General features: G+C 48.6%; 11 protein-coding genes. 5 read left to right on the top strand and 6 right to left on the bottom strand.

The window, feature by feature from the left end; genetic code table 11:
• Window positions 1–613: 613 nt before the first annotated feature.
• Both cphA and PN462_RS01365 read right to left on the bottom strand, forming a co-directional pair.
• On the bottom strand, window positions 614–3232 hold the full coding sequence (gene cphA / locus PN462_RS01370) for a cyanophycin synthetase (protein WP_272126068.1): 2619 nt from the start codon (window positions 3230–3232) through the stop codon (window positions 614–616).
• A 291-nt stretch (window positions 3233–3523) separates the two neighbouring features.
• Complete coding sequence (locus tag PN462_RS01365; RefSeq protein ID WP_443029031.1) at window positions 3524–4390, bottom strand: cyanophycinase; 867 nt, start codon at window positions 4388–4390, stop codon at window positions 3524–3526.
• 378 nt (window positions 4391–4768) lie between these two features.
• On the opposite strand from PN462_RS01365, the gene trmD reads away from it, so the two are divergent.
• Window positions 4769–5476: a tRNA (guanosine(37)-N1)-methyltransferase TrmD gene (trmD, locus tag PN462_RS01360; protein WP_272126065.1), complete on the top strand. Its 708-nt coding sequence runs from the start codon at window positions 4769–4771 to the stop codon at window positions 5474–5476.
• A gap of 112 nt (window positions 5477–5588) precedes the next feature.
• Window positions 5589–6431 (top strand): DUF3747 domain-containing protein, encoded by an 843-nt coding sequence (locus tag PN462_RS01355; protein WP_272126064.1) that lies wholly within the window; start codon window positions 5589–5591, stop codon window positions 6429–6431.
• Between the two features lie 154 nt (window positions 6432–6585).
• Here PN462_RS01355 and PN462_RS01350 read toward each other — a convergent pair whose 3' ends face one another.
• Together PN462_RS01350 and PN462_RS01345 are read right to left on the bottom strand one after the other, a co-directional pair.
• Window positions 6586–8388 (bottom strand): sodium:solute symporter family protein, encoded by a 1803-nt coding sequence (locus PN462_RS01350; protein ID WP_443029030.1) that lies wholly within the window; start codon window positions 8386–8388, stop codon window positions 6586–6588.
• A 408-nt stretch (window positions 8389–8796) separates the two neighbouring features.
• Window positions 8797–9519, bottom strand: coding sequence for a metal ABC transporter ATP-binding protein (locus PN462_RS01345; protein ID WP_272126062.1), 723 nt, complete (start codon window positions 9517–9519; stop codon window positions 8797–8799).
• 170 nt (window positions 9520–9689) lie between these two features.
• Here PN462_RS01345 and PN462_RS01340 point away from each other — a divergent pair, with 170 nt between their 5' ends.
• A complete protein-coding gene (locus PN462_RS01340) occupies window positions 9690–10781 on the top strand; it encodes a metal ABC transporter solute-binding protein, Zn/Mn family (RefSeq protein ID WP_272126061.1) in 1092 nt (363 codons plus the stop codon).
• 1 nt (window position 10782) lies between these two features.
• Here PN462_RS01340 and PN462_RS01335 read toward each other — a convergent pair whose 3' ends face one another.
• Window positions 10783–11397 (bottom strand): TMEM165/GDT1 family protein, encoded by a 615-nt coding sequence (locus PN462_RS01335; protein ID WP_272126060.1) that lies wholly within the window; start codon window positions 11395–11397, stop codon window positions 10783–10785.
• 217 nt (window positions 11398–11614) lie between these two features.
• On the opposite strand from PN462_RS01335, the gene PN462_RS01330 reads away from it, so the two are divergent.
• Window positions 11615–12106, top strand: a complete 492-nt coding sequence (locus PN462_RS01330) for a GNAT family N-acetyltransferase (protein ID WP_272126059.1) — start codon at window positions 11615–11617, stop codon at window positions 12104–12106.
• Here the strand turns inward: PN462_RS01330 and PN462_RS01325 are convergent, their stop codons facing one another.
• On the bottom strand, window positions 12107–12745 hold the full coding sequence (locus PN462_RS01325) for a hypothetical protein (protein ID WP_272126058.1): 639 nt from the start codon (window positions 12743–12745) through the stop codon (window positions 12107–12109).
• Window positions 12746–13166: 421 nt separating this feature from the next.
• Here PN462_RS01325 and PN462_RS01320 point away from each other — a divergent pair.
• Window positions 13167–14380: DUF4912 domain-containing protein (locus PN462_RS01320; protein ID WP_272126057.1), on the top strand; the 1214-nt coding region annotated here is incomplete at its 3' end.

The following is a 14380-nucleotide window of genomic DNA, read 5'->3' as shown; positions in this document are numbered from 1 at the left end:
GCGTTTACACTTGGGTGTGATCACCCTCTCAAGGTAGCCTACCTTTTTACAGGATTTATGGCTGAGTCTGCACGCTCGTCCCTTTCTAAGTCAACAAAAATTGAACAATGTCAATCAATGTCTAGCTTTCAACGAGCGGATTGCAACCTTTCACTATACACTGATGAGGTGGAGGGATTGAACGCACCCCATCTAAATCAAAGATTATAGATGAGGATTCTTTCGCCTAAAAGACGTTACCGAGATAGTTGGCGCTCTCAACGAACCGTAAGGCTTTTGCTTACGAGATCCTCAGTAAAAGCAATAAATATAATAGATAATTGCTTCTAAAAAAAGGTCGTGTCTCCAAGCTCATGCTTTTTACCGTACCGTGCGAAATTATAGCACAAATCTTGGCTTTTGCTAACCCCATCCAAATCACAGATTATGGATGAGGACTGCGCAAAAGATTTGTTCAATTTTGTTGTTGGTTATTGGGAATAGGGAACAGGGAACAGGGAATAGGGAATAGTGGTAGGGTGCGTTAACCAAGTGTAACGCACCCTACGAGTTCTTAATTATCAATTACCCACTACATTTTCACGCCAATCTTGTGATTTCCTCGCTTGAGAGGCTACTTCTCTTGATAGGATTTAATAATCGCGATCGCCTCACTCACACTTTCAGGAGTAATCACCACTAACCCCCCATCCTTAACAATCTCTAGCCCCCGTCGAATCGCCTCATGCTCATCCAGTAGGGTTTCATGCTCCGCATTGGGATTCCCTTGTAACACTCCCTTGCGAATCAAATCAGCCACTTCCCCACCAGCGCGATCGCGGCGATCATAATCCTCCTTAATAATAATGTAGTCGAACATATCCGCCGCAATCTTACCCAAGAGAATCAAATCATCATCCCGACGATCTCCAGGGGCCCCGACAACCCCCAAACATTCCCCAGACCAATTCTTCACAAAACCGCCCATGGCCTCATACCCGGCAGCATTATGAGCATAATCCACCAAGACATGATTTCGGCCCAAATCAAACATATTCATCCGGCCCGGGGTTTGTTCCGAAGAAAGCTGGAACGTCCGCACCCCTTGGCGGATCAACTCCACATCCACCCCTTGGGCAAAGGCCGCCAAACAGGCCGCCAAAGCATTGGCAATCATAAAGGGAGCTTTCCCCCCAATGGTCATGGGAATATTCTTCGCTTCCTCAATGCGGAGCGTCCAATTTCCCTCTAAAATCGACAGATAGCCATTCTCATACACCGCCACTAACTTACCCCGGCGTAAATGGTCTTGAATCACGGGATTCTCTGGATTCATCGAAAAATAGGCAATTTTCGCCTTCATCCGTTCCGCCATGCCGGCCACCAAGGGATCATCAGCATTAAGAATCGCATAACCATCGGGAGAGGCGGATTCCGCCACTACACTCTTGAGGAAGGCCATCTGCTCAATAGTATCAATATCCCCAATCCCTAAATGATCTGCCGCCACATTCAGCACTACACCAATGTCACATTGACTAAACGCCAACCCAGAGCGCAAAATCCCGCCCCGTGCCGTTTCTAACACCGCCACTTCTACGGTGGGGTCTTTTAAAATCACTTGCGCACTTTGGGGCCCTGTGGTGTCCCCCTTCTCCACTAAATAATCCCCAATATAAATCCCGTCGGTGGTGGTATAACCGACAATTTTCTTGGTTTGACGGAAAATATGCGCCGTTAAACGGGTGGTCGTGGTTTTCCCATTGGTTCCGGTAAGCGCGATAATGGGGATGCGGGTGGGGGCTTGGTTGGGATAGAGCATATCCAACACCGCCGCCCCTACGTTGCGGGGAAGTCCTTCACTGGGGGCTGCGTGCATCCGGAAACCAGGGGCGGCATTCACTTCCACCACCACTCCATCGGTTTCCCGCAGGGGTTTGCGAATATCTGACGTGACCACATCAATTCCGGCAATATCTAAGCCAATGGTTTTTACCACCCGTTCAGCAATCCACTCATTTTCCGGGTGAATTTCGTCGGTGCGGTCAATGGCACTGCCTCCGGTGCTGAGATTCGCCGTGGCCCGTAAATAGGCGACTTCTCCCTCTCGTAAGACGGTATCTAAATTAAACCCTTGCCGGGCCAAAACATCCGTGGCGGTTTTATCTAAAGTAATGCGAGTGAGGACATTATCGTGGCCGTCGCCCCGTCGGGGGTCCTGGTTAGTGCGATCGATTAATTCACTCACTGTCGCCCGGCCATCCCCCACCACATGGGCCGGGACTCGTTCAGCCACCGCCACGACTTTGCCGTTAATCACCAAAATGCGGTGATCACTGCCTTTATAGTACCGTTCTACAATAATCGATCGCGTTTTCGAGGCTTCACTGGCTAAATCGTAGGCTTCTTCTGCTTCTTCCCAAGAATTAATATCAATGGTGATCCCGCGGCCATGGTTGCCATCCAGGGGTTTAATCACAATGGGATAGCCCCCGACTTCATCAATAGCATCCCGGAGTTCATCAAAGTAGCGGATGAGAGTCCCTCTGGGAACAGGAATTCCGGCATCTCGGAGGATGGTTTTGGTCCCTTCTTTATCACAGGCCAGTTCCACCCCTAAAATTCCGGAGGCATCGGTTAAGGTGGCTTGGATGCGTCGTTGGTTCACCCCGTAGCCCAGTTGAATTAAGGCTCTGGCCCCTAAGTTCATCCAAGGGATTTGCCGTTCGTCGGCTTCGGTGATGATGGTTTCGGTACTGGGGCCTAATGAGGCATTTTGCACCAGTTCTCGTAGATCAGCCAGGTCTTGTTGCAGTTCAGGTTCGGGATAAGTCCCGGTTTCGACAATGCTTTGACAGAGGCGAACCGCCGCCCGGCCTGCATAACGTCCGGCTTGTTCGTCGGTGTACTCGAAAACGACGCTAAACACGCCTCTCTCAGAGGTTTCACGGGTTCGCCCAAAACCGACGTGTATTCCCACTAAGTCTTGCAGTTCTAGGGCGACGTGTTCCACGATATGCCCCATGAGTGTGCCTTCTTGGACACGCTCTAGAAAGCCTCCCCGATAGCCACGGGAGCAGTAATGTTCCACTAGGGTGGGTAAGACTTTGGTAAGTCCCTCGTAGAAGCCTGGAATTTCGTTGGAGTACCGTTCGTCAAGGTCTTCTAGGTCAAGACGCATGGCGATGAGTTTGTGATAGCGAATACTCCAGTAGTTGGGACCGCGCAAGGTTGAGGTTTTGAGAATTTTCATATCTCGTTTCTTTGCTTGGATTGAGAGAGGCAGCAATAGATCGGCAAATTTTAGTTTCCCTTGGAGAAAAGACTTAAAACTGTTCTGCGTGAACAGTTTGACCCTAATGGGGATGTTCAGACAGAGGGTGGGAGAGAGGAAAGAGGAGAGAGGAAAGAGGAAAGAGGGGAGAGGGGAGAGGGGAGAGAATTGTTAACTAACTCCTCACTTCTCACTTCTCTCTCCTTCTGCCCTTGTAGCTAAATCCCCCAACTCTCAACTATCAACTCTCCATTCCCCTCACCCAACAGGTTAAGCAGATTTTTCGTCAGACATGGGGGTGAGGGGCCGCCTTTGCTCTAAGTGAAACCGATCGCCGTGACAGAGAACATGAACTCGTAAACTATGTAAACTGAGGGGATCACTCACTCCCACTTGAATTTGATTGGTGTAGGATAAATTTTGTGCGTCGATGATGGTGACTGTGCCTTTACCGAGGACTTGAACCCAACTATCGGCTTCAAACATGGCGCAGGTGTCTTCATCAATGCCCATGGCTAAACGGTCCGGATGAATGGCCACGGCACTGAGTAGGCGGGCCATGCGGTTGCGGTTGTGGAAATGTTGATCGACGACGACTTCGGGAATGATGCCTAGGCCCATGGCCATATCGACGAGGGACCGATTGGGTGATTCTCCGCTTCCTCCCCCCCCGATCATATGATGACCCATGACGGCGGCCCCGGCACTGGTCCCGGCGACGGTAATTTCGCCTTTTTGTACGCGATCGCGGATTCGTTCCATTATGGGAGTCTCGGCGAGGAGGCCACATAAGCGCAGTTGGTCGCCTCCGGTGAGGAATACTCCCGTACATTCTTCAATGTAGCGTAGATAGAAAGAGTCTTCCCCTTGCGATCGCTCTCGGATATCGAGCAATTCGATCCGTTTCGCCCCCATATCCTCAAAAATATGCCGATAACGGTCGCCCACCAGCATCGGTTCCCTAGATGCCGACGGTACAATGGCGATCATTGCATCCGTTCCCCCCGAACGGTTAAAGAAGGTGTGCAGAATTTCTCTTCCGTGAACTTTATCTTCTGCACCACCAATGACCAAGATGGCATTTTTAGTTGGTTTGGGCATCTGGGTTTCTGGCAATTGAGTCTTTAGTTGCAGCATACATCCTATCGTATTACGGCATAGTCTGTGAACTACCTGAGCAGGGATTGGAGTGGCGACAGTCTGGTTTTCTCTGCTAGACGGGAAAATCTGGGACTGGGGGGTTTGCCTCCCCTCTTGGGTTTCACAACTCCTAGAACAGTGAGCCATGGAATCCCTTTGGCTCGCTGTCTTATTGTCACTTGATCTCGTGTGGGTAGTCCTAATCTTAGGGAAATATTAAGGGAAAATTTACCTTAATTTTGTAGTCTCTGTTCCGAGTTTCATTTTCTTCTTTTTCCCCAGAGTGGCGAAAATCTAAGGCCAACGGCTTCACAATCTGGCCAATTCGGAGACAATAGAGGAGAGATTGTTTCCTACTGTGGCCTATTTAAGTTGATGCGCTTCGATATTATTACGCTATTTCCGGATTTTTTTACATCTCCGTTACAGTCGGGACTGTTGGGGAAAGCCTTAGAAAAAGGGATTGCTGAGGTCAATTTGGTCAACCCACGGGATTTTACCCAAGATAAACACCATCGGGTGGATGATGAACCCTATGGGGGGGGTGTGGGAATGTTACTGAAACCTGAACCCCTCTTTGCGGCAGTGGAGTCTCTCCCCCAGTTGTCTCCTAGGGAGACCATTTTACTGTCTCCCCAGGGTGAACCCTTGGGACAATCTTTGTTAGAGGAGTTGGCCGGGGGATATGAGCAGTTGATTTTGTTGTGTGGTCATTATGAAGGGGTGGATGAAAGAGTGCGATCGCACCTAGTCACGCGAGAAGTCTCCCTCGGCGATTTTATCCTCACCTGTGGAGAAATCCCCGCCTTAACTCTCCTCAATGGAGTTGTTCGCTTAAAACCGGGTACAGTAGGCAAAGAAGCCTCCCTGAAAGCCGAAAGTTTTGCCGATGGCTTATTAGACTATCCCCAATATACCCGTCCTGCCCACTTTCGCGGTTGGCCAGTTCCCGATGTCTTACGATCCGGAAATCACGCGGCCATTGAACAATGGCGGCAAGAACAACAGCAACAAAGAACCCGCGATCGTCGTCCTGATTTATGGGAACAATGGCAGAAAGAGAAAGGGATAGTTGAGAGTTGATAGTTGATAGTTAATCATTGATAATAGGTCTAGTCAATTCTCTTTTCTCTCTTGTCTTTTTTTGCTCCAGAACGAATAACAAACCACTAGCACCCCATTCCCTGAAAAGCGTATGAAACTTTTACATAGACTAGCCGCCACCCTAGCCACCGCAACCCTGTTACAGTTTAGTGTAACCCCCTTAGCGCGGGCAGTGAACTTTGGGAAGGTTGAAGTCCCCCAAGAGCGTTTTGTCGCCATTGCAACTCCCTTCGGAGTCGGGACAAGACGCTATAATCTCTTAATTATCGAACAAATTTCTAATCAACGTCGCTGTTGGCAAGAAGTGGGCAATAATCCCACCCAAATTAATCCTCTCTTTGAAACATTTGACTTTAGTGGCATTTGTGGCCGCAGTACCGATAGTAATGGCTATTCTGTCCGACTCAACGACCAAGATTTAGGCTCACGTTTAATTCTCAGTGTTGTTCCCAGAGGAGATGAATTAGTCCTAGTCGCCTCCTCTTTGCGTGAACGGAATGTACAAGTTGAAATTGGCAGAACCAACGGTTTTGCAGAAGGCTATTTAAAAATCGAACTTGATCCTGGTTGGCGGTTCACCAAACGCACCTATGGGGGGAAAGTCTTGGGCCACGTTTATCTCACCAGTGATGGCGGAAACGCCAATGTTCCTCCCCCGTCTCCCCCTAACTCCGGAGAAAGTCTCCCCCCTGCCGATCGAGAAATTATCTTTACTCCTTCCAACGATAACAACCGTCCTCAACCCACCCCCACTGAAGATCGGCGGCCTCTCCCTCCCCCGTTACCCCCACTCAACCAAGACAGCAACCCCCAAAACTCTCCCCGACAACTCCCCCCTCCTCCCCCCAGAGAGCGCATTGACGCACAAAACCAACAAAATCCAACTCCCTCTCCCTCTGTTGCGAATGAACGCAAAATTCCCACGTTTGAGTAAGTTGGTTGTTGGTTGTTGGTTGTTTGTGAACAAGGGAACAGCGAACAGGGAATCGGGAATCGGGAATCGGGAATCGGGAATCGGGAATCGGGAATAATATATTTGTGTTTTCCCTATCTCCCCTATCTCCCCCATCTCCCCTATCTCCCAACTATCAACTATCAACTATATCGTCATCCTTTCCAGGACGAGGCATGGGGATGACTTGACGACGGTTGAGCGATCGCAAAGCCACCCCTCCCAAAACCGCCAACACTAACCACACCCAACCCGTCAACGGTTGCAGCAGCAAAAAGCCCCCCGTAGCAAACATCACCCCAAACAACACAAACGTAGCTGCAATCACCTTCAGCACATCTAACCCCAACGACTGTTCCGGATAAAGGCCCGTGCGGATTTGTTGTCGTCGCCAACCGGGCCCCCCCGGACGAACTTGGCGATAAAATGCGTCCAACGTTGCGTCAGACTCTGGCGGAGTCACTAACATCACCGTAATCCAGACAATGGCCGTAATCCCCGAAATAATCATTAACCGCAAGCCAAAATCTTCAGGGATAAGAAGCGCAGCAGGCCCATAACTGGAACTGGTAATGGCCCCCACAATAAAGCCACATACCATCGCTGCTAACTCAGCAGCCGCATTAATGCGCCACCAAAACCAACGCAACATTAACACCAATCCCGGCCCCGTCCCAATGGCAATCACCAGACGGAATACCGTGGCCACATCTTGGGCAAAAAACGCTGCGATCGCCCCTAAAATCGTCACCAACACCGATGCAACCCGTCCCATTAACACCAACTCCCCATCCGTCGCATCGGGGCGAAAAAAGCGCAAATACAGGTCATTGGTGAGATACGAAGCCCCCCAGTTAATCGAAGTCGAAACGGTACTCATAAACGCCGCCACCAGCGACGCAACCACCAACCCCAACATCCCCATAGGCAAAAAGTCCAACATTAACTTAGGATAGCCCAACTCCGGGTCTTCCATCCCCGGATACATCACCACCGCTACTAACGCAACCACCACCCAAGGCCAAGTCCGGATAATATAATGCAGCAAATTAAAAAACCAAGAGGCTTTCTCCGCTTCCGCTTCATCCTTGGCCGCCGCCAGACGTTGGATAAACTCCCCACCCCCGTCACTGCGCCGAAAAGACCACCATTGCACTAACAAATAAGCGGCAAACGTCGTCCCTGTAATTCCTGCCACATCATTCCATTGAAAATTATCCGTAATGGGAATAAACGCCAAAATATCAATATCCGTCCGTTGCTGTACCATGGGGATTAACTCATGAATCCCCCCCACATGGTTTACGGCAACCACAGCAACGACAATGGCCCCAAATAACGCCAAGAAAAACTGAAAGAAGTCTGTAGCGACAACCCCCCATAACCCAGAAAACCCGGAATAAATCAAAACAAACAGACTCACCCCGATCACACTGAATAATTTTATATTCTCTCCTGGTTCAATGCCTAAACTCTGCCAGAGTTGCAACGCATCCACCACTTTCACCATGGCCAACATCGCGTAACCTATGCCGATACAATTAATGGGGACGGCAAAAAGAAAGGCTTTCGTTGCTCTGAGAATGGCTGCGGTTTGTCCACTGTAGCGGGTTTCGAGGAGTTGAGCATCGGTGACAATCTCGGAGCGTCGCCATAAACGCGAGAAAATATAGATCAGGATAATATGGGAGATGCCAAAACTCCACCATTCCCAATTGCCCGCAATTCCACGAGTAGAGACAACTCCGGCAATATAGAGAGGGGTATCAATGGAAAATGTGGTGGCGGCCATACTGGTCCCTGCTAACCACCAAGGGAGCGATCGCCCCGATACAAAAAAATCTACCAAACTTCGTGATCCGCGACGAGTCAGGTACAACCCCAACCCCATTGCAAATACAAGGTACAATCCCACAATCAACCAATCCAATAGTTGCATAAATTCTCTCGCTTCATCAGGTACTCACCATCAGTATTCAGTCGCTCCCCCGAAATTCCCCTTAAAAAGGCAGCATTCTGCTATTTCCACCCTTTTCAAGGGAGGTGAGGGATGATTACCCAGTCAACCTGAATACTGACTACTCACCACATCTTGCTACAAATCCTGTTTTTTGAATAGGGTTATATTAAGGGATAATGGAAATGGTCAATATGTTGAACAGTTTAAATGCGTCTTAGCTTATGAAACTAATTTGAGTTAAATATTATTGATTTTCAATTGACTGGTTTTAGGGTTAATTCTTTTATGGTAAGCTCTAAGCGAGTTCACTACGAACTGGGTAAGTCAAAAATTATCTCTTATCTATGGCTACACTGTCACTAAAGAACTGTCACTAAAGAACTGTCACTAAAGAACTGTCACTAAAGAAAATCGCTTTCCATAGGCTTTTTCTAAGTTACAATCTGTTAATACTTCGTCTTGTTTCCCGGCGGCAATTAATGCTTGATTTATGAGCAAAAGTTGTTCATAATTCGCCAAATTATCACTAAAATCATGACTGATCACTAAGAGGATTTTTTTCTCAGTTTTTAACTCTTTGAAAACCTCAAAAATAATCCCTTCTGTTTTTTGATCAATGCCGTTAAACGGTTCGTCAAAGCAAAAGACATCCGCTTGTTGTACCAATGCTCTCGCTAAAAAAACTCGCTGTTGTTGGCCTCCCGATAATTCCCCGATGGGACAATCTTGATAGTCGCTCATTTCTACCCGTTTTAAGGCATTTTTGACTAATTCTCTGGAATAACGAGAAGGACTGCGAAACCATCCGGTTTGCCGAATGCGTCCCATCATTACGACTTTGGACACGGTGATGGGATAATCCCAGTCTATATTATTCCGTTGGGGGACATAGGCGACTCTTGCGAGTTGCTGTTTGAGGGGTTTGTTGTCTAATAAAATTTGTCCCTCACTGGCCGAGATCAGTCCTAACATGGCTTTGATGAGGGTGCTTTTTCCTGCTCCGTTGGGTCCTAAAAGACAGGTGAGTTGTCCGGGGATGAGGGAAAAAGAGATGTCTCGGATGGCACAGTTTCCCCGATATCCCGCAGTGAGGTGGCGAACGTCTAACATTGGTTCGATGGGAGTGTGAGAATGACTATCATTAGCATAAGGGACAGGGGGACGGTTTGAATAGGGATATCTGGACTGAGAGGTTGGGTACTTTCCCGATAGGGGAGACTTGGCGAAGGTGATCATTATCAATTAGAATGATTCTCATTCTAGTTTAAGGGATTAGGCGCATGAAATACAAATCGACGTTTTGGTTGGGTTTAGGGGTTCTGGTAACGGTGGTGGGGTGTTCGACTCCGGACCCTACGCAGACGGAAACCCAGACGGAAACCCAGACGGAAACCCAGACGGAAACCCAGACGGAGACTCAACCGCAAGTGGTGGTTTCGAGTAGTTTGCTGTGTGACTTGACCGAGGAGGTGGCCCAAGAGACGGTGGCGTTAACTTGTTTGATGGGTGCAAACCAAGACCCCCACACTTACAGCGCAACGCCTTCAGACCGTAAGGCCCTAGAAACTGCTGATTTAATTTTTTATGGAGGCTATAATGTTGAGCCGAGTATTGAGGGGTTAGTGGAGGCTACGGAGAATACTGCGCCGACGGTTGCTTTGTATGAGGCCGCTGTCCCTGAACCTATTTTGGGGAAACCCCATGACCATGAGGGGGAAGATGATCACGGCCATGACCATGGCCATGAGGGGGAAGATGAGCATGGCCATGAGCATGGCCATGAGGAGGAAGATGAGCATGGCCATGAGGAGGAATTGGCCCCTGATCCCCATGTGTGGCATGATGTGAGAAATGCGATCGCCATGGTAGAAGTCATTGAAACCCAACTGGCCACCCTCCAACCGGACCAAGGGGAATTCTACGCAGAAAATGCCGCACAATTCACGGAGAGGTTAGACCGTTTACACGCTTGGATTAAAGGGCAAATTGCCACCATTCCCGAATCTCAGCGTATTCTCATTACGACCCATGATGCCTTTCGCTACTATATTGAAACCTATGGGTTGGAACGGGGGGAAGCCTTACAGGGGTTGAGTACCGAGGAAGACCCCTCTGCGGCTAGAGTTAAGGCATTAGTGGGACAAATTAAAGCCACCCAAGTCCCGACAATTTTTGCAGAAAAAACCGCCAATGATCGGGTTTTAGAAACGTTGGCCAATGAGGCCGAGGTGCAGGTGTCTCCTGATGCTTTAATGACGGGTTCGTTGGGGGAAGAAGGCAGCGAGACGGAGAGTTATGTGGAGGCGATGGCCTATAATACCTGTCTCATTGTGGAGGGGTTAGGGGGGGATTGTGAGCCGTTTGGGGAATGAGTCAGGCCAGTCGCCAGGCAGCAGTGGCGGCGAAAATCAGGAATAAGCTGCCCCCTAGTAGGGTTAACCTTTTTTCGGAGAGGTGTTGCGCGATCGCGCGGCCTCCCATCACTGCAATTAACGCACAAATCCCGTGTCCCAACACGGCCCCAGAAACCACCCCCAAGGGAGGATGGGCCGCAGCGAGAGCAATGGTGGCGATTTGGGTTCGGTCTCCCCACTCCGCTACAAACGTTAACCCAAATGCCTCTAGAATCACCTGTAAGGGGCGTTTGCGTCGTCTTTGCTGTTCTACCCCTTCCACTGCTTCTAACGCCTCTGTTTCTTCCTCAGCGCAGGGAGTATCCGACATTTGGCGGGCATCCCAGAGGAGTTTCACCCCAAAGCCTAAAAATAATAAAACTTCGGCATAGCGCAGATAAATCGGTGGCAGAAACGATAAAACTTGTCCGGCCAACACCGATAAAATTGTCATGGCTGCGAGGGCGAATGTCACCCCCAAAAACACCCATCTCCGGGCATAACGAGTGGCTAAAATAACGCCGATAAAAAAGGTTTTATCGCCTAATTCAGAAATCGTAATCAGGAGTAAAGCAGCAGTGAACGCGGTTAACATTCAGGGTTTTAGAGAAGATTGTGTTTAACTTTTTTAAAATTTAGCATAATTCTCAGAAAAATGACTAAAATTACTGCTATTTTGAAGTGAATTTAATAGAAATTACCAGTCTTTTTAATCTCTTTTCAAAAATCATTCATTTTTGTTTCATTTTTGTTTAAAAAATCATTCATTTTTGCTTTAAAATTACAGAAAAGCGAATTGAATCTAATCACCCATGATTCGTGATGCGACTGAAACGGATTTAAGCGCGATCGTTAGTATTTATAATGCCGCCATCCCCGGCAGACAGGCCACCGCAGACACCCACCCCATCTCCGTTGAGAGTCGGTGGGACTGGTTTCGAGACCATACCCCCAACCGTCACCCCCTCTGGGTAAACGAAAAAGAGGGAGAAATCATCGGTTGGTTGAGTTTACAAGCCTTTTATGGACGACCCGCCTACGCTGCCACCGCCGAAGTCAGTCTCTACATTCACCCCAAACACCAAGGGAAAGGCATCGGCAAAACGCTACTCCGTCACGCCTTACAGCAAAGTCCCTCCCTCGGACTAAACACCTTACTGGCCTTTATTTTTGCCCACAATCAGCCGAGTTTACAGCTTTTTAACCGTTTTGACTTTACCGAGTGGGGGTATCTCCCCCGCATTGCCGAATTAGATAAAATTGAACGAGATTTAATGATTCTGGGGAAACGGTTGAGGTTTTGATTACTGACTTTTGGCATCTGGTTGTTTGCGGCCTGAAACACTCTCTAAAATCGGAATGACTGCCTTAGAAGCGGCAATAATATCCCGTTCTTCTCCGCCTAAATAGAGTCGCCCAAAACTCCCGATCGCGGAAACCTGTAAAATATTAATCGACGCGGCCTTCTCCGCCTCATTCGCCGCTAAAGCCGCATAGGCCGCCGGCTGAACCTCCAACACATACAAGGTTTGACCAGCCATGATCATCTGGCCGCGACGAGTCCGGTTAATGAGTTGAACCTGGTGGGGGTCTAAATTCCGAATAATTTGGCTAGAGACAACTCTCGGTTGTAACCGTTCCTGTTCACTCACCCCTAAGGCCGATAAAATCGCCTTACCTGCGGTTCTCACCTCCCCTTGGCGATTGGAATGAATTTCTAATAGTCCGTATAACCGTTCCACAAATTGTACTCCCGGACGGACGGCAGTGGATTTTAACGCTACATCAGTAATACGGTTGATCTCAATACCAGGGGAAATTTCAATCCAGAGAGAGGAATCTCCTGGTAGGGGGAGAAATCCTAGTGCAACTGTTCCAATATAAGCGGCGTGTTGCAGTTGTAAATTGTCGAGGAAAACATAACTACGTAACTCAATTCCCAAAACTGGTTCTCCCTGCTTAGGTCAATAGTCCAAAAGCATTGTACCTGTTGCTGTTGCGCTCCCTAAAACTTGCTCAAAAAGGTTGAAATATCAAGGGTGGAGTCCTTGGGGGTTAGGACCGGAGATAGGGAAGCGTCGAAAGTTGGGGAAAAAATGAGAAGTCTCACCCGACTCTGAAACCTTCCCAGAATCCTTAGTTTTTATTCGGGATCACAAATGTCAAGAAATTATGACATAAAAATCCCCAGACTGCCCCATTGTGGTCAATCCCCCTTAAATCCTTGCCTTGACCCCCTTGATCCACTCGAAACAAATTTTGTTACATAAGGTTAAATATTAGTGATCCCTCACTGATCCCCTTGGGTATGGGCGAGGGTATCACCAAAAATCAAATGTACTGATTAAACTGGGATTTATACCTATGGCACAAGAACGCCAACCTTTAGAAGAAATGACACTCCGGCAACTGCGTAAAGTTGCCAGTCGGTATAACATTTCTCGGTACAGTCGTATGCGTAAATCGCAACTGTTAACTGAGATTCGCAATATTGAATCACAGCAACAGATTTCCCGTCCCATTCCTCAAACTACTCGTTCCTTAGAGGTACAAGCTGAAGTGGAAGCATCCAAATTTGAATTAGGTCAACAAGAACAAGAAACCGTAACCCCTACCTTGGCCGTTACTGATGTTCCCAAAAGTGATTTAGCCTCAGTCGATGATGGACTCGCTGATCTTCCTGGGGGTTATGGGGACAGTCGTATTGTTTTGATGCCGCGTGATCCTCAATGGTGTTATACCTATTGGGACATCCCCAACAGTCATAAGGAAGAATTGCGTCGTCAAGGGGGACAACAGTTAGCCCTGCGCATTTATGATGTGACGGATGTTAGTTCAGAGTTTCAGAATCCCCATTCTGTGCAAGAGTATCCTTGTGATGAACTAGCGCGAGAATGGTATGTTCCGATTCCCATTAGCGATCGCGCTTATAGTGTCGAAATCGGCTATCGTTGTTTTGATGGACGGTGGTTAGTTTTAGCGCGATCGGGCGTTGTCCGAGTTCCCCCCATCTACCCCTCCGACTGGATAGAAGACCACTTTGTCACCGTTTCTTGGGAGCAAGAATTAGAAGGAGAAACGGTCATGACACTCATGAGTCCAGGTCAAAAGGCCGCGGCTGATCTCCACAAGAAAATGTATGACCTCGTGGACGAAAGCGAACGAGTAGCAGGTTCGGTTTATGGGTCCATGCAGCAAGTCCCCGAAGAATCTGTAAGTTCTTACGTCTTCCCCTCTGGAGTCGGTAAATGGGCTTCTGGTGCGGGTCAGATGTCTGGCGTAGGCGGACAAATGTCTGGCGTAGGCGGACAAATGTCTGGTGTAGGCGGACAAATGTCTGGCGTAGGCGGACAAATGTCTGGCGTAGGTGCGCAAATGTCTGGTGTAGGCGGACAAATGTCTGGCGTGGGTGCGCAAATGTCTGGTGTCGGCATGATGTCGGGAGTGGGTGCAGAAACCATGTCCGGAGTCGGCATGATGTCGGGAGTTGGCATGGGAGAAACCACCATGTCCGGAGTCGGTATGATGTCCGGAGTTGGTTTAGAAACCATGTCCGGAGTCGGTATGATGTCCGGAGT

The sequence above is a fragment of the Spirulina sp. CS-785/01 genome, assembly GCF_028330525.1.
In the GTDB taxonomy this organism is placed as follows: domain Bacteria; phylum Cyanobacteriota; class Cyanobacteriia; order Cyanobacteriales; family Spirulinaceae; genus JAQMSD01.
The sequence above is the reverse complement of the archived record's forward strand: the minus strand, read 5'-3'. Positions and strand labels throughout refer to the sequence as shown.